This is a genomic window from Streptomyces sp. JNUCC 63 (assembly GCF_054366325.1).
Map to the genome: position 1 here is coordinate 2,478,363 of NZ_CM135963.1, position 16,149 is coordinate 2,494,511.

At 71.7% G+C, this 16,149-nt stretch carries 11 protein-coding genes; 6 read left to right on the forward strand and 5 right to left on the reverse strand.

Going from position 1 to position 16,149, the window contains the following annotated elements; all coding sequences use genetic code 11:
• Positions 1-45 precede the first annotated feature (45 nt).
• A complete protein-coding gene (locus tag ACX25U_RS11080) occupies positions 46-1,443 on the forward strand; it encodes a maltokinase N-terminal cap-like domain-containing protein (protein ID WP_454391075.1) in 1,398 nt (465 codons plus the stop codon).
• 43 nt (positions 1,444-1,486) lie between these two features.
• Positions 1,487-4,090: a 1,4-alpha-glucan branching enzyme gene (gene glgB, locus ACX25U_RS11085; protein ID WP_454391077.1), complete on the forward strand. Its 2,604-nt coding sequence runs from the start codon at positions 1,487-1,489 to the stop codon at positions 4,088-4,090.
• A gap of 9 nt (positions 4,091-4,099) precedes the next feature.
• Here the strand turns inward: glgB and ACX25U_RS11090 are convergent, their stop codons facing one another.
• The 4 genes from ACX25U_RS11090 to ACX25U_RS11105 form a co-directional block, all read right to left on the reverse strand.
• Positions 4,100-6,400 (reverse strand): HelD family protein, encoded by a 2,301-nt coding sequence (locus tag ACX25U_RS11090; protein WP_454391079.1) that lies wholly within the window; start codon positions 6,398-6,400, stop codon positions 4,100-4,102.
• 168 nt (positions 6,401-6,568) lie between these two features.
• Positions 6,569-6,901 (reverse strand): thioredoxin family protein, encoded by a 333-nt coding sequence (locus ACX25U_RS11095; protein WP_454391081.1) that lies wholly within the window; start codon positions 6,899-6,901, stop codon positions 6,569-6,571.
• Positions 6,898-7,404, reverse strand: a complete 507-nt coding sequence (locus tag ACX25U_RS11100) for a MerR family transcriptional regulator (protein ID WP_454391083.1) — start codon at positions 7,402-7,404, stop codon at positions 6,898-6,900. Before ACX25U_RS11100 ends, ACX25U_RS11095 begins: the two co-directional genes overlap by 4 nt.
• Positions 7,405-7,597: 193 nt before the next feature.
• Complete coding sequence (locus ACX25U_RS11105; RefSeq protein WP_454391085.1) at positions 7,598-9,004, reverse strand: cation:dicarboxylate symporter family transporter; 1,407 nt, start codon at positions 9,002-9,004, stop codon at positions 7,598-7,600.
• 151 nt (positions 9,005-9,155) lie between these two features.
• Between ACX25U_RS11105 and ACX25U_RS11110 the strand changes: the two genes are divergently transcribed.
• A complete protein-coding gene (locus ACX25U_RS11110) occupies positions 9,156-10,802 on the forward strand; it encodes a sensor histidine kinase (RefSeq protein ID WP_454391086.1) in 1,647 nt (548 codons plus the stop codon).
• Entirely contained in the window at positions 10,799-11,491 is a 693-nt protein-coding gene (locus ACX25U_RS11115) for a response regulator (protein ID WP_454391088.1), read from the forward strand. Before ACX25U_RS11110 ends, ACX25U_RS11115 begins: the two co-directional genes overlap by 4 nt.
• Positions 11,492-11,515: 24 nt before the next feature.
• Here ACX25U_RS11115 and ACX25U_RS11120 read toward each other — a convergent pair whose 3' ends face one another.
• A complete protein-coding gene (locus ACX25U_RS11120) occupies positions 11,516-12,541 on the reverse strand; it encodes an ATP-dependent 6-phosphofructokinase (protein WP_454391090.1) in 1,026 nt (341 codons plus the stop codon).
• 189 nt (positions 12,542-12,730) lie between these two features.
• On the opposite strand from ACX25U_RS11120, the gene pta reads away from it, so the two are divergent.
• Positions 12,731-14,812: a phosphate acetyltransferase gene (pta, locus tag ACX25U_RS11125; RefSeq protein WP_454391092.1), complete on the forward strand. Its 2,082-nt coding sequence runs from the start codon at positions 12,731-12,733 to the stop codon at positions 14,810-14,812.
• A gap of 27 nt (positions 14,813-14,839) precedes the next feature.
• Complete coding sequence (locus ACX25U_RS11130; RefSeq protein ID WP_454391094.1) at positions 14,840-16,063, forward strand: acetate kinase; 1,224 nt, start codon at positions 14,840-14,842, stop codon at positions 16,061-16,063.
• Positions 16,064-16,149 lie beyond the last annotated feature (86 nt).

The following is a 16,149-nucleotide window of genomic DNA, read 5'->3' on the forward strand; positions in this document are numbered from 1 at the left end:
AGTCACACCCGACCAGCGATTGGACGCGACGCCATGTCGGAAGCCATGTCGGAAGCCGTCACACGCTCTGTCACCGCCGGCGGCCCCGGCCTGCTCGCCTCACTGGACCCGCTGCTGCGCGAGTGGCTGCCACGCCAGCGCTGGTTCGCGGGCAAGGGACGCCCGGTCACGGGCTTCTCGCTGGTCGCCGCCACCGAACTGCTGCCGATCGTCGACGGGAAGCTCGGCCTGTACCACATGCTCGTACGCGCCCACCAGCCGCTGGTGAACCTGTCGGGCGCCGAGTCGCACCCCGGCGACTGCTACCAGCTGCTCATAGGCGTGCGCGAGGCGCTGCCCCCGCGGCTGGCGCCCGCGCTGATCGGCCATGTGCACGAGGGCCCGCTCGCCGGACGCACGGTGTACGAGGCCCTGTACGACACCCGGCCCGCCGAGGTGATCCTGGAGGCGCTGCGCACCCAGGCCCGTATCGGCGGGCTGCGTTTCGAGCGGCGGGAGGAGATACGCCCCGACCTGGTCCCCAGGGTGGTGACCGCCGAGCAGTCCAACTCGTCGGTCGTCTACGGCGATGCGTTCATCCTCAAACTGCTGCGCCGGGTGGTGCCCGGCATCAACCCCGACCTGGAACTGCCGCTGGCCCTGGCCCGCGAGGGCTGCCCCCGGGTGCCGCCGCCGACGGCGTGGATGACGGCGGAGGTGGACGGCGAGCCGTACGTCCTCGGGGTGCTCCAGCCCTTCGTGCAGGGCGCCTCGGACGGCTGGGAGCTGGCGCTGCGCGAGCTGGCCAAGGGCGAGGACTTCAGCGCCGAGGCGCGGGCGCTGGGCCGCGCCACCGCCGAGGTGCACACCGCGCTGGCCCGCGCGCTGCCCACGGTCACGCTCGGCCACACCCAGCTGCAGGCCATGGTGGCGGGCATGACCGAGCGGCTGGAGGCGGCCGCGCAGGCGGTGCCCGCGCTGGGGCCGTACGTCCCCGGGCTGCACTCCGCGTTCGAGGCGCTGGCCGATCTGGCGGCCGAGGGCCACACCTGGACCGCCCAGCGCATCCACGGCGACCTGCACCTCGGGCAGTGCCTGCGCTCCCCCTCCGGTGAGTGGTGGCTGATCGACTTCGAGGGCGAGCCGGCCAAGCCGCTGGCCGAGCGGCGGATGGCCCAGCCGGTGGTGCGGGACGTGGCCGGGATGCTGCGCTCCTTCGACTACGCGGCGCACTCGGCGGGCGGCCCGCCGGCACCGGAGTGGGCGGCGGCCTGCCGGGCCGCGTACTGCACCGGATACGCCGAGGTCAGCGGGACCGACCCGCGCACCGATCCGGTTCTGCTGCGCGCCTGTGAGACGGACAAGGCGATCTACGAGGTCGTCTACGAGGCCCGGCACCGGCCCGACTGGCTCCCGGTGCCGCTGTCCGCGGTGCGCCGCCTGGCCGGCCCCGACTCCGTCTGAACCCCACCTATCGCACCTGACCTGCGCCGAGGAGGCTCCGCCCGTGACCCCCCGCCCCCCGTCCAGCGGTTCGGATCCGAAGAAGACAGCCGAGGCTGCCGGTGCCGAGCAGCCGACGGCCACGAAGAAGAGCGCCACACGGAAGACGGCGGCGCCGCCGGAGAAGGCCACGCCGGAGAAGGCCACGGCGAAGAAGGCAGCCGCGAAAAAGACCACGGCCAAGAAGGCGGTGGCGAAGAAGGCGGTGGCGAAGAAGGCGGCCACGAAGACGACGGCCACGACGAAGGCGACGACGAAAGCAACGGCCACAAAGGCCGCCGCGAAGAAGGCCGCCAGGAAGGCACCGGCGAAGAAGGCACCGACGAAGGCAGCGGCGAAGGCACCGGTCACCCCGAAGCCGGTCACGCCCGCGGCGCCCGAGCCCGTCGCCGCGCCCCCGGCGGAGCCCGTGCCCGGAATCGACCTCGTCCCCGCCGGGGCCGCCGACCGCGAACGGCTGCTCAGCGGCACGCACCACGATCCGCACTCCGTGCTCGGGGCGCACCCCGTGCCCGGCGGGGTCGCCTTCCGGGCGTTCCGGCCGTACGCGCTCGGCGTCAGCGTGGTCGTCGGGGAGCAGCGGACCGAGCTGAACGACGACGGGGACGGGTTCTTCTCGGGTCTGCTGCCGCTGCGGGACGTACCGGAGTACCGGCTGGAGGTGGCGTACGAGGGGACGGTGCAGCACATCGCGGACGCCTACAGCTTCCTGCCCACGCTCGGCGAGCTCGATCTGCACCTGATCGGCGAGGGCCGGCACGAGCAGCTGTGGCAGGCGCTCGGGGCGCACCCGACGACCCTCCGGGGTGTGACCGGCACCCGGTTCGCGGTGTGGGCGCCCAACGCCCGGGGGGTGCGGGTGGCCGGCACCTTCAACTTCTGGGACGGCACCGGGTGTCCGATGCGCTCGCTCGGCTCGACGGGCGTGTGGGAGCTGTTCGTGCCCGGCATCGGCGAGGGCGAGCTGTACAAGTTCGAGATCACCCGGCCGGACGGTTCGAAGACGCTGCGCGCCGACCCGCTGGCCCGCCGTACCGAGGCGCCGCCGGCCACGTCGTCCGTCATCCACGCCTCGCACCACGAGTGGGGCGACGAGGAGTGGCTGGCCCGCCGGGCCGAGCGGCCGGCGCACGAGGCGCCGTTCTCGGTGTACGAGGTCCATCTTCCCTCCTGGCGACCGGGGCTGACGTACCGTCAACTCGCCGAACAGCTCCCGGCCTACGTCAAGGAGCTCGGCTTCACCCACGTGGAGCTGATGCCGGTCGCCGAGCACCCCTTCGGCGGCTCCTGGGGCTACCAGGTCACCGGCTTCTACGCGCCCACCGCGCGCCTGGGCGCCCCGGACGACTTCAAGTACCTGGTCGACGCCCTGCACCAGGCGGGCATCGGGGTGCTGATGGACTGGGTGCCGGCGCACTTCCCACGCGACGACTGGGCGCTGGCCGAGTTCGACGGGCGCCCACTGTACGAGCACGCCGATCCGCTGCGGGCCGCGCACCCGGACTGGGGCACCCTGGAGTTCGACTTCGGCCGCCGCGAGGTGCGCAACTTCCTCGTCGCCAACGCCCTGTACTGGTGCGAGGAGTTCCACATCGACGGCCTGCGCGTGGACGCGGTCGCCTCCATGCTCTACCTGGACTACTCGCGCGAGCCGGGCCAGTGGACGCCGAACGAGCACGGCGGCCGGGAGAACCTGGACGCGGTGGCGTTCCTGCAGGAGATGAACGCGACCGTGTACCGCAAGGTGCCGGGCGTGGTCACCATCGCGGAGGAGTCGACGGCCTGGGACGGGGTCACCCGGGCCACCCACCACCGGGGCCCGAGCGGTTTCGGCGGCCTGGGCTTCGGGCTGAAGTGGAACATGGGCTGGATGCACGACTCGCTGCAGTACATGAGCCACGACCCCGTCCACCGCAAGTACCACCACGGTGAGATGACGTTCTCGATGGTGTACGCCTACAGCGAGAACTACGTCCTGCCGATCTCCCACGACGAGGTGGTGCACGGCAAGGGCTCACTGGTGTCGAAGATGCCCGGCGACTGGTGGCAGCAGCGCGCCGACCTGCGCGCCTACCTCGGCTTCATGTGGTCCCATCCGGGCAAGCAACTCCTCTTCATGGGCCAGGAGTTCGCCCAGGGCTCGGAGTGGTCCGAGGTCCGCGGCCCGGACTGGTGGCTGCTCGACCCGGGGTACGGCGCGGAGGCCGACCACCGGGGCGTACGGGACCTGGTCCGCGACCTCAACGCCGTCTACCGCGCCACCCCCGCCCTGTGGACGCGGGACGTCCACCCCGACGGCTTCCAGTGGGTCACCGGGGACGCGGCGGACGACAACGTCTTCGCCTTCCTGCGCTACGACGCCGACGGCACCCCGCTGCTCGCGGTGTCCCACTTCGCCCCGGTCGTCCGCCCCGACTACCGCATCGGCGTCCCCGACGACGTGCCCGCCTGGCTGGAGGTCCTCAACACCGACGCGGCCCGCTACGGCGGCAGCGACGTCGTCCATCCGGACCCGGTCAAGCCGGAGCCGCAGGGGCGGCACGGCCGTCCGGCGAGTATCCGGCTGACCCTGCCACCACTGGCGACGGTGTGGCTGCGGCCGGCCTGACCGGCCCGCTCAGGCCAGGACGTCCGCCAGGGCCTTCGGCAACCCGCCGGTGTGCAGCACACCGAGCCGCTGCGTGGCCCGGGTCAGGGCCACGTACAGGTCGCTCGTGCCGTACCGGCCCGGTTCGACCACCAGGACGGAGTCGAACTCCAGGCCCTTGGCCTGGCGCGGGTCGAGCAGGACGACCGTCCGGGTGAGGTCGGGCTCGGCGCCGGCCGTGACCCCGTCCAGCCGGGCGGCCAGCCCGCGGTGCAGGTCACGCGGGGCGATCACCGCGAGCCGGCCCATGGGGGCACCTCCCTGCTCATGGGGGTCCCCCCTGTTCGAGCGGGGTCGAGAGCTTGGGGGAGAAGCCGAGAGCCTGGGGGACGGGGTGAGCTCGGCGACGGCCTTCTCCACCGCGCCGGGCAGGTCGTCGGTGGCGCGGGCCCAGGGCCGTACGCCCGTGGAGCGGACCGAACTGGGCGGCTCGAAGCCGGGGTGCTCGGCGCGGACCACGGCCGCGGCGACGTCCATGATCTCGGCGGGGGTGCGGTAGTTGACGCCGAGGCGGGTGTGCTCCCAGCGGTCCTCGACGTACGGCTGGAGAATGTCCGCCCAGGAGCCGACACCGGCCGCCTCCGCGGTCTGCGCGGGGTCGCCGACCAGGGTCATGGAGCGGGTGGGGCTGCGCCGCATCAGCAGCCGCCACGCCATCGGTGACAGCTCCTGCGCCTCGTCGACGATGATGTGCCCGAACGCCCAGGTGCGGTCGGCCGCCGCGCGCTCGGCGGCGCTGCGGTGGTCCTCCTCCTCCTGCCGCTCGGCGAACCGTTCGGCGTCGATGATGTCGTGCGCGGACAGCACCTCCGAGTCCTCGTCGTCCACGTCCTCGAACTCGTAGGTCCGGGAGGCGTACGACACGTCCAGCACGCCCTGCGCGTAGGCGACCTCGTTCGCCCGCTCGCGCTCGGCGCGGGTGCGGGCCACGCGGTCGTCCTCGCCGAGCAGTTCGGCGGCCTCGTCGAGCAGGGGGACGTCCGCGACGGTCCAGGCCCGGGTCACCGGGCGGCGGATCGCGGCCGCGTCCTCGTCGCTGACGTATCCCTCCGGGTCGGCCAGGAAGTCCGCGACCAGCCGCTGCGGGGTCAGCCGCGGCCACAGCTGGTCGATGGCCGACCAGACCTCGGTGTTCTGGGCGAGTTCGTCGCGGATCTGGGTGATGTCACTGGCGTCGAGGAGGTTGGAGCCGTCGTAGGGGTCGGTGCCGATGCGCTCGGCGACCATCTCGGTGAGCGTGTTGAGGATGTGGCCCTCGAAGTGCTCGCGGGCCACGTTGTGCGGGAGCTTCGTGGCGCGGGTCCGCTCACGGGCGACGTTCACCAGGCCGTCGTCGAGCATCAGGACCTCGCGGTCGTGCTCGATGGCGATGACCGGGTCGGGCAGCGCCTGCCGGTCGCGTACGACGGCGGCGAGCACGTCGGCCATGTCGGCGCGGCCCTTGACGGCGGCCGCCTCGGGTGTGTCGGTGGCCGTCGCCTTGACGCCGGGGAACAGCTCGCCGACGGTGGCCAGCAGCACGCCGGTCTCGCCGAGGGAGGGCAGCACCTCGCCGATGTAGCCGAGGAAGGCGGGGTTGGGGCCGACGATGAGGACGGCGCGCTTGGCGAGCAGTTCGCGGTGCTCGTACAGCAGGTAGGCCGCACGGTGCAGGGCGACCGCGGTCTTGCCGGTGCCCGGCCCGCCCTCGACCACGAGCACTCCGCGGTGCGGGGCGCGGATGATGCGGTCCTGGTCGGCCTGGATGGTCCGCACGATGTCGCCCATCCGGCCGGTGCGCGCGGAGTTGAGCGCGGCGAGCAGCACCGCGTCGCCGGTCGGGTCCTCGTGGCCCGTGCGGGTGGTGTCGCCGAGGTCGAGGATCTCGTCGTGCAGGGCGCTGACCCGGCGCTCCTCGGTGGAGATGTGCCGGCGGCGGCGCAGGCCCATCGGGGTGTGGCCGGTGGCCAGGTAGAAGGGGCGGGCGACGTCGGCCCGCCAGTCGATCAGGACCGGCGTACGGTCGGCGTCGTCGGCGCGCAGGCCGATACGGCCGATGTGATGGCTGTCGCCTTTCGTGAGGTCGATCCGTCCGAAGCAGAGCGAGCCGTCCACGGCGTTCAGCGCGGCCAGCAGCCCCGACCGCTCGGCGACGAGGATGTCCCGCTCCAGCCTTGCCTGCATGGGCGTGTCGCCCTGCGCGAGCGCGTCCGCGACGGAGGCTTCGGCGTCACCGCGCAGCGCGTCCACGCGTGCGTACAGCCCGTCGATGAATTCCTGTTCCTGCCGCAATTCACCGTCTGGAAAATCGGTGTTTGACAATTCGGCTCCCGCCCGGATATACTGTGTTCAGTGAACTTCTTCGCGACCCATTCCATTTGAAGTCGCGAATCACCGAATATACGCAAGGAAATCCCCCGGACGCAATTACCCGGGGGATTCCTTTTGGCGCGGGACGGGTCACAGCACGTCGGACAGCTCCTCCAGCAGCCGCCTCTTGGGGCGTGCCCCCACCATGGACTTCACGGGTTCGCCGGCGCGGAAGACCATGAAGGTCGGCATGGACAGCACCTTGTACGCGTTCGTGGTGTCCGGGTTGGTGTCCACGTCCAGCTGGACCACCTTCAGCCGGCCGCCCTCCTCGGCGGCCAGAGCGCTGAGCACCGGCCCCATCTGCCGACACGGCGGGCACCAGCCGGCGGTGAACTCCACCAGTACCGGCCGGTCCGAGCCGAGCACCTCCGCCTCGAAGTCCGCGTCCGTCACCTCTGCCACGCCCGCCGCCCTGATCATCGCTGCTGCCCTCCCAGCTCGCACCTCGGCTCCGGACCACCCGGAACCAGCGCATCGGCGGCCAGATCGTCCCGCGCCCTCCCCCGAGCTCTCGACTCCTCCCCCAAGTTCTCGACTCCGCTCGAACAGGGGGGACCTCCATGAGCAGGGGGTGCCCCCATCGCCCGTGCGAGCTGCGCGCCGACCTGCGCCCGCACCGCCCGCAGCTCGCCGATGAGCGCGTCGAGCTCGTCCAGCTTGCGCCGGTAGGCCGCGAGCGACGCCGGACAGGAGTCGCCCTCCGGGTGCCCGGCCCGCAGGCACTCCACGAACGGCCGGGTCTCCTCCAGGTCGAACCCGAAGTCCTGCAGCGTCCTGATCTGCGTGAGCAGCCTCAGATCGCGCTCGTCGTACGTGCGGTACCCGTGGACGTCCCGCCGCGCGGGCAGCAGCCCCCGCGACTCGTAGTACCGCAGGGCCCGTGCCGTCGTACCGGCCCGCGCGGCCAGCTCACCGATTCGCATGTCCCGACCGTACGGCTTGACGTCGGCGTCAAGGCAACGCTTCCCGTCATGAACGACGGCCTGCCTGCCCCGCGGAGAAGGCCGAGCGGCCGGGCCCACGGGGAGGGCTCGGCCGCTCGGCGGCTTCTTCGTGTGCCGGGCGCCCGGCCCGGGTTCAGGCGGGGCCGGGCGCCCGGAGCGGGGCGGCCCGGAGTCAGGCCTTGGCGAGCTCCTTCTCGGGCCGGTCGGGCAGCTCGGCCGGGGTTCCGGCGTCGTCGGAGTCGTCGAGCAGGGTCTTCTCGTCGAAGGGCAGCTCACCGGCGAGCACCCGCCGCACCCGGTCCTTGTCGACCTCGCCGGTCCAGGTGCCGATCAGCAGGGTGGCGACCGCGTTGCCCGCGAAGTTGGTCAGGGCGCGGGCCTCGCTCATGAAGCGGTCGATGCCGACGATCAGGCCGACGCCGTCGACCAGGGCGGGCTTGTGGGACTGCAGGGCACCGGCGAGGGTGGCCAGGCCGGCGCCGGTGACACCGGCCGCGCCCTTGGAGGCGACCATCATGAACAGCAGCAGAGTGATCTGCTGGCCGACGGACAGCGGCTGGCCCATCGCGTCGGCGATGAACAGCGAGGCCATGGTCAGGTAGATCATCGTGCCGTCGAGGTTGAAGGAGTAGCCGGTCGGCACGGTGATGCCGACGACCGGACGGCTCACGCCCAGGTGCTCCATCTTGGCGATGAGCCGGGGCAGCGCGGACTCGGACGACGACGTGGACACGATCAGCAGGAACTCACGGCCCAGGTACTTCAGCAGATGGAAGATGTTGACCCCGGTCACGATCCGGGTCAGCGCGCCCAGCACCACGATCACGAACAGCACGCAGGTGACGTAGAAGCCGAGCATGATCGTGGCGAGTGCCTTCAGGGCGTCGATGCCCGTCTCGCCGACGACGGCGGCGATGGCGCCGAAGGCGCCGATGGGGGCGGCCCACATGATCATGGCGAGGACGCGGAAGACCAGCCGCTGGATGTGCTCCACCCCGCGCAGGATCGGCTCGCCCTTGCTGCCCATGGCCTGCAGCGCGAACCCGACGAGCAGGGCGACCAGCAGGGTCTGCAGCACCTGGCCCTGGGTGAACGCCGACACCAGCGTGGTCGGGATGATGCCGAGCACGAAGTCGACCGGGCCCTCGCTCCCGGCCTCGGCCTGTGCGTGGCCGACGCCCTTCACCGCCTCGGTCAGGTGCATGCCGCTGCCCGGGTGGATGATGTTGCCGACCACGAGTCCGATGGCCAGCGCGACGAACGACATCACGATGAAGTAGCCGAGCGCGAGCCCGCCGACCTTGCCGACCTTCGCGGCCTTCCGCACCGAACCGACGCCGAGCACGATCGTGCAGAAGATGATCGGCGAGATCATCATCTTGATCAGGTTCACGAAGCCGGTGCCGAGCGGCTTGAGCTCCTTGGCGAGGTCCGGCGCGGCGAACCCGACGGCGATTCCCAGGACCGCCGCGGCGATCACGGCTATGTACAGATAGTGGGTGCGGTCCCGCTTGGCCGCGGGCGCGGGCCCGGGTTCGGGTGCGGGTGCGGCAGGTGCCGTATCGGCTGCGCTGCTCACGGCGGCCCTCCTTGACGACGTCGTCGGCATCACCGGCGTGCGGCTCACGTCCGGGGTTTTCGGGGAATGCCGTGACTATCTCGTGCCGTGTGAGGGCGGTCACCCTTCCGTTCATTTAGTTCACGCCAGAACGGAGAGGCAGACTGACGGCATGCGCATACCCGCCCTTCCGAGACCTCGCAGCCTGGCGGGCCAGCTGTTCGCGATGCAGGCGGTGCTGCTCGCGCTCGTCGTGGCCGGATATGCACTGTTCACGTACGTCAACGATCAGGGCCAGGCCGAGGAGGCGGCCCGCCGTCAGGCCACCGCGGTGGCCCGCTCGATCGCCGACGCGCCGTCGGTCCGGACGGCGATCCACACCTCCGACCCCTCGGCGGAACTCCAGCCGTACGCGCTGAGGGTGCAGAAGGACACCGGGGTCGACTTCGTCACGATCATGACTCCCGGGGGCATCCGCTGGACGCACCCGGACCCGAACCAGATCGGCAAGCCCTTCCTCGGCAACATCGCCCGCGCCCAGCGCGGCGAGACTTTCACCGAGACCTACACGGGCACCCTCGGCCCGTCCGTCCGCGCGGTCACGCCCGTCGAGGAGGGCGGCCGCGTGATCGGGCTGGTCAGCGCCGGCATCAAGGTCGAGGCGATCACCGAGCGGGTGCGGGAGCAGGTCACCGCGCTGTTCTCGGTCGCCGCCGGGGTGCTCGCGCTCGGCGCCATCGGTACGTACGTGATCAACGCCCAGCTGCGCCGGCACACCCACGGCATGAACGCGGCCGAGCTCAGCCGGATGCACGACTACCACCAGGCCGCGCTGCACGCGGTGCGCGAAGGGCTGCTGATGCTGGACGCGCAGCGCCGGGTGGCGTTGATCAACGACGGGGGGCGGGAGTTGCTGGGAGTGGGGAGTGGGGAGGATGTCGTGGGGCGGTCGGTGACGGACCTGAGCCTGCCGACTCCGCTGACGGGCGCGCTGCTGGCCTCCGGGCCTCGGACGGACGAGGTGCACCTGACCGCGTCGCGGGTGCTGGTGGTCAACACCTCGCCCGTGTCGGGCGGGGAGCGCCGGGGCACGGTGGTGACCCTGCGGGACGTCACCGAACTGCAGTCGCTGATGGGCGAGCTGGACTCCGAACGCGGTTTCACGCAGGCGCTGCGCTCCCAGGCGCACGAGGCCGCGAACCGCCTGCACACCGTGGTGTCGCTGATCGAGCTGGGGCGGGCGGAGGAGGCCGTGGAGTTCGCCACGGCGGAGTTGGAGCTGGCCCAGGCGCTGACCGACCAGGTGGTCTCGGCGGTGAGCGAGCCGGTGCTGGCCGCACTGCTGCTCGGCAAGACCGCGCAGGCCAACGAGCGGGGCGTGGAGCTGGTGGTGTCCGAGGACAGCGGCCTGGACGACGGGCTGCTCCCTGGGAGCCTGCCGTCCCGGGACCTGGTGACGATCCTCGGCAACCTCATCGACAATGCGGTGGACGCGGCGCAGGGCAGCCTGCGGGCGCGGGTGACGGTGACGGCTTGCGCGGAGGGCGCGGAGCTGGTGCTGCGGGTCGCGGACACCGGGCCGGGGGTGGATCCGGCCCACGCCGACCTGGTGTTCCAGCGCGGCTTCTCCACCAAGCGGACGGGGCGAGGCGGGCGGGGGCTGGGCCTGGCGCTCGTACGGCAGGCGGTGCGGCGGCACGAGGGGACGTTGACGGTGACGGAGGCCGAGGGGGGCGGCGCGGTGTTCGAGGCGCGGTTGCCGTTGGGGGACGGGGGCGCGGGCCGCGTGTCCGGAGGCGGGGCATGGAGGGAGGCATGACGAGCGGGCAGCCCATTCGCGTCCTGGTGGTCGAGGACGACCCGGTCGCGGCGGACGCGCACGTGATGTACGTCGGCCGAGTGCCGGGGTTCGTCGCGGTCGGCAAGGCGCACACGGGCGCGGAGGCCCGGCGGGCGCTGGACCGCACTCCGGTGGACCTGCTCCTGCTCGACCTGCATCTGCCGGACGTGCACGGCCTGCGACTGGCCCGTTCCCTGCGGGCCGCCGGCCATCACGCGGACGTGATCGCGGTGACCTCGGCGCGGGACCTGGCGGTGGTGCGCGAAGGGGTCTCGCTGGGCGTGGTCCAGTACGTGCTGAAACCGTTCACCTTCGCCACGCTGCGGGACCGGCTGGTGCGGTACGCCGAGTTCCACGCGGCGGCCGGAGAGGCCAGCGGGCAGGCGGAGGTCGACCGGGCCCTCGCGACGCTGCGCGCCCCGGGCCCGGCCACCCTCCCCAAAGGGCTGAGTGCGCCGACCCTGGAGCGGGTCACGGGCGCGTTGCGGGAGGTGGAGGAGGGCCTCACGGCGGCCGGGGTCGCCGAGGCGGTCGGCATCTCCCGCATCACGGCCCGGCGCTACCTGGAGCACCTGGTCGACGCGGGCCGAGCCGACCGCAGCCCCCTGTACGGCCAGGTGGGCAGACCGGAGCTGGTCTACCGCTGGGTCCCGGGCCCGGGGCGGTAGGCGGGGGCAAGTGGAGGACTGCGGTCAGAACACCGACTCGGCCTCGTCCATGCGGTCCTTCGGGACCGTCTTCAGTTCGATGACCGCCTCGGCGAGCGGGACCATCACGATGTCGGTGCCGCGCAGCGCGGTCATGTGGCCGAACTCGCCGCGGTGTGCGGCCTCCACCGCGTGCCAGCCGAAGCGGGTGGCGAGGACGCGGTCGTAGGCCGTGGGGACGCCGCCGCGCTGGACGTGGCCGAGGATGACCGGCTTGGCCTCCTTGCCGAGCCGCTTCTCCAGCTCGTACGCCAGCGCTGTGCCGATGCCCTGGAAGCGCTCGTGGCCGTACTGGTCGATCTCGCCCTTGCCGTAGTCCATGGTGCCCTCGGCCGGGTGGGCGCCCTCGGCGACGCAGATCACGGCGAACTTCTTGCCGCGGGCGAAGCGCTCCTCGACCATCTTGACCAGGTCGGCCGGGTCGAAGGGGCGCTCGGGCAGGCATATGCCGTGGGCGCCGGCCGCCATGCCGGACTCCAGGGCGATCCAGCCCGCGTGGCGGCCCATGACCTCGACCACCATCACGCGCTGGTGGGACTCGGCGGTGGTCTTGAGGCGGTCCATCGCATCCGTGGCCACGCCGACGGCCGTGTCGAATCCGAAGGTGCGGTCGGTGGAGGAGATGTCGTTGTCGATCGTCTTCGGCACGCCCACCACCGGCAGCCCCGCGTCCGACAGCATCCGCGCCGCCGTCAGCGTGCCCTCGCCGCCGATCGGGATGAGCGCGTCGATGCCGAACCGGTGGATCATGTCGGAGGCGTTCTCGCACGCCTCGCGGAGCCGGTCGCGCTCCAGCCGGGAGGAGCCGAGGATGGTGCCGCCGCGGGCCAGGATGCCGCCCACCGCGTTGAGGTCCAGGCTCCGGTAGCGGCCGTCGAGCAGACCGGCGTAGCCGTCCTCGAAGCCGATGACCTCGTCGCCGTACGTCGTGACCGCTCGGTGCACGACCGACCGGATCACCGCGTTCAGCCCCGGACAGTCGCCGCCTGCCGTGAGAACTCCGATACGCATCGTGCTGTGTCTCCTGCTCACTGTTGACACCGGTGATCCTGTCCGATTGTTCCACGTCCGGGAGGTGCCATCGTCCTGACGGGCGCCTTATCTGTCGAGCGGGGTAGTGTCAAGAGGGTTCTGCCCAGTTCCGCTCGCCCCTGTGGGCGTTTTTCGTAGGACGCCACCCCGAGGAAACGGAGAGCCCGCGTGACCCGCAGCGTGTACGTGACCGGCATCGACCGCGGCGACGGCCGGCAGGTCGTCGAGCTGGGAGTCATGGAGCTGCTGACCCGTCAGGTCGACCGGGTGGGCGTCTTCCGCCCCCTCGTGCACGACGGCCCGGACCGCCTCTTCGAACTGCTGCGCGCCCGCTACCGGCTCCCCCAGGACCCGGCGACCGTCTACGGCATGGACTACCACGAGGCGAACACGCTCCAGGCCGAGCAGGGCACGGACGAGCTGGTCTCCGCTCTTGTCGACCGCTTTCATCTGGTCGCCCGGGACTACGACGTCGTCCTGGTGCTCGGCACCGACTTCGCCGAAACGCAGCTCCCCGACGAGTTGTCGCTCAACGCCCGGCTGGCGAACGAGTTCGGCGCCTCCGTGCTGCCGGTCGTGGGCGGCCGCAAGCAGACCGCCGAGTCCGTGCTCGCCGAGACCCTCAACGCCTACCGCGCCTACGACGGCCTGGGCTGCGACGTCCTCGCCATGGTCACCAACCGGGTGGTCCGCGAGGACCGGGACCTGATCGCCGAACGGCTGGCCGGGCGGCTGCCGGTGCCCTGCTGGGTGGTGCCCGACGAGCCCGCCCTGTCCGCGCCGACGGTCTCGCAGATCACCCACGCCCTGGACGGCAAGGTCCTGCTCGGCGACGACTCGGGGCTGGCCCGCGACGTCCTCGACTTCGTCTTCGGCGGCGCCACGCTGCCCAATCTCCTCACCGCGCTGACCCCGGGCTGCCTCGTCGTCACCCCCGGCGACCGGGGCGACCTGGTCGTCGGCTCGCTCGCCGCGCACAGCGCCGGGACCCCGCCGATAGCCGGCGTGCTGCTGACCCTCGACGAGGTGCCGCGGCAGGAGGTCCTCACCCTCGCCGCCCGGCTCGCCCCGGGCACCCCGGTCGTCTCGGTGGCCGGCAACAGCTTTCCCACCGCCGAGCGGATCTTCTCCCTGGAGGGCAAGCTGAGCGCGGCCACCCCGCGCAAGGCGGAGACCGCGCTCGGCCTGTTCGAGCGGTACATCGACACCGCCGACCTCAGCAAGCGGGTGTCCGCGCCGAGCAGCGACCGGGTCACACCGATGATGTTCGAGCACAAGCTGCTCCAGCAGGCCCGCTCCGACAAGCGGCGTGTGGTCCTGCCGGAGGGCGCCGAGGAGCGCATGCTGCACGCGGCGGAGGTGCTGCTGCGCCGCGGCGTGTGCGACCTGACGCTGCTCGGGCCGGTGGACGCCATCCGCAAGAAGGCCGCCGACCTCGGCATCGACCTCGGCGACTCGCAGCTGATCGACCCGGCCGTCTCCGAGCTGCGGGACGCCTTCGCCGAGCAGTACGCCCGGCTGCGCGGCCACAGGGGCGTCACGGTGGAGCTGGCGTACGACGTCGTCTCGGACGTCAACTACTTCGGCACCCTCATGGTCCAGGAGGGCCTCGCCGACGGCATGGTGTCGGGCTCGGTGCACTCCACCGCAGCGACCATCCGGCCCGCCTTCGAGATCATCAAGACCAAGGAGGACGCCTCGATCGTGTCCTCCGTGTTCTTCATGTGCCTGGCCGACAGGGTGCTCGTCTACGGCGACTGCGCGGTCAACCCCGACCCGGACGCCGAGCAGCTGGCCGACATCGCCATCCAGTCGGCGGCCACCGCCGCCCAGTTCGGCGTTCAGCCGCGGATCGCCATGCTGTCGTACTCCACCGGCACCTCCGGCTCGGGCGCCGACGTGGACAAGGTGCGCGAGGCGACCGAGCTGGTCCGGCGGCGCCGCCCGGACCTGCTGATCGAGGGGCCGATCCAGTACGACGCGGCCGTGGAGCCGTCGGTGGCCGCCACCAAGCTGCCGGACTCGGAGGTGGCCGGGCAGGCCACCGTGCTGATCTTCCCGGACCTGAACACCGGCAACAACACCTACAAGGCCGTGCAGCGCTCGGCCGGCGCGATCGCGGTCGGCCCGGTCCTGCAGGGTCTGCGCAAGCCGGTCAACGACCTCTCGCGCGGCGCCCTGGTGCAGGACATCGTCAACACCGTCGCCATCACCGCCGTCCAGGCCCAGGCCCAGTCGCCCGCCAACTGACGTCCGAACAGGGAGCTTTCGAACACCGTGCACGCGACCCGCGTCCTCGTCCTCAACTCCGGCTCCTCGTCGGTGAAGTACCAGCTGCTCGACATGCGCGACGCGACCCGGCTCGCCGTCGGCCTGGTCGAGCGCATCGGCGAGCAGACCTCCCGCCTCCAGCACACCTGCGTCGGCACGGGTGCCACCCGTGAGCACCACGGCCCGATCGCCGACCACGACGCCGCGCTGAAGGCCGTGGCCGAGGAGCTGGCCAGGGACGGGCTCGGCCTGGACTCCCCCGAGCTGGCCGCGATCGGGCACCGGGTGGTGCACGGCGGCATGTTCTTCACCGAGCCCACCGTCGTCGACGACGACGTACTCACCGAGATCGAGCGGCTGATCCCGGTGGCGCCCCTGCACAACCCGGCCAACCTCACCGGCATCCGCACGGCCATGGCACTGCGCCCGGACCTGCCGCAGGTCGCCGTCTTCGACACGGCGTTCCACACCACCATGCCGGAGTCCGCGGCCCGCTACGCGATCGAGACGAAGGTCGCGGACCGGTTCCGGGTGCGCCGCTACGGCTTCCACGGCACCTCGCACGCGTACGTCTCCCGGGCCACGGCCGAACTGCTGGGCAAGGCGCCCGAAGACGTCAACGTGATCGTGCTGCACCTGGGCAACGGGGCGTCCGCCTCGGCGGTGCGGGGCGGACGGTGCGTGGACACCTCCATGGGGCTCACCCCGCTGGAGGGGCTGGTGATGGGAACGCGTTCGGGTGACCTGGACCCGGCCGTCATCTTCCATTTGCGGCGCGTTGCTGGAATGTCCATGGACGAGATCGACACTCTTCTCAACAAGAGGAGCGGACTGTTCGGTCTGTGCGGCGACAACGACATGCGGGAGATACGGCGCCGGATGGACGAGGGCGACGACGAGGCACGGCTCGCGTTCGATATCTACGTCCACCGGCTGAAGAAGTACATCGGCGCCTATTACGCGGTACTCGGCACGGTGGACGCGGTCGCCTTCACCGCCGGGGTCGGCGAGAACGCCGCCTTCGTGCGCGAGGCCGCCGTCGCGGGCCTGGAGGGGCTGGGCCTGGCGGTGGACGGCGAGCGCAACGCCGTACGGGGCGGCGGGGCGCGGCTGATCTCGCCCGAGGGCGCGCGGGTGGCCGTGGCCGTGGTTCCGACGGACGAGGAAATGGAGATAGCGACACAGACGTACGCACTGGTGGGAAACGCACTGGCGGGAAACAACGACTGACAACGGCTGATTTTCAATGCGCGGCTGAGCACGGCTCCGCACATTTGTATCTTCCGCCAGACGGAATATTCCGCAGCGAAACAAAC